The organism is Vibrio sp. 1727, from assembly GCF_033344415.1.
GTDB classification, from domain to species: domain Bacteria; phylum Pseudomonadota; class Gammaproteobacteria; order Enterobacterales; family Vibrionaceae; genus Vibrio; species Vibrio alginolyticus.
This window is the reverse complement of record NZ_JAWPOT010000607.1, coordinates 1-535: the sequence shown is the minus strand read 5'-3', so window position 1 is coordinate 535 and position 535 is coordinate 1. Positions and strand designations below refer to the sequence as shown.

Below are 535 nucleotides of genomic sequence, written 5' to 3'. Positions count from 1 at the left end.
CCACCTACCGAAAAACAGCACTGTGGGTTACGACAGCAGCTTTACAACCACTAAAGAAAGCGTAATGGCGAACCTTCCTGTCGGCTACTCTGACGGTTACCCAAGAAAAATGGGCAATACGGCAGACGTGCTGATCAATGGTCAACGTGCAAAAGTGGTTGGCGTAACGTCAATGAATACAACAATGATCGACGTTTCAGATATCAAAGGCGTGAAGCCGGGTTCTGAGGTCGTTCTGTTCGGCAACCAAAAATCTCAAACCATCAATGCCGCAGAAATCGAGAAGAACGCCGACGTGATCTTCCCAGAACTTTACACCATTTGGGGCACATCAAACCCTCGCGTGTACGTGAAGTAATCTTACGACTTCCTTTTTAAACACTTCCTAACTCAAAGCGAGCTTCGTGCTCGCTTTCTTTTTTCGCTCAAAAAGCCCTGAAACACCGATAACGTTAATGTCATCTTGTTGTCTGCGACGAAAACCACATTCTGGTTGTGTTTGAAAGCCCATCCAATTGATGTTAAACATGCAGTT

1 protein-coding gene is annotated in these 535 nt (G+C 45.6%); it reads left to right on the top strand.

Features of this window, described 5'->3' with window-relative positions:
• Positions 1-358: alanine racemase C-terminal domain-containing protein (locus tag R8O10_RS27185; RefSeq protein WP_318192225.1), on the top strand; the 358-nt coding region annotated here is incomplete at its 5' end.
• Positions 359-535: the final 177 nt, after the last annotated feature.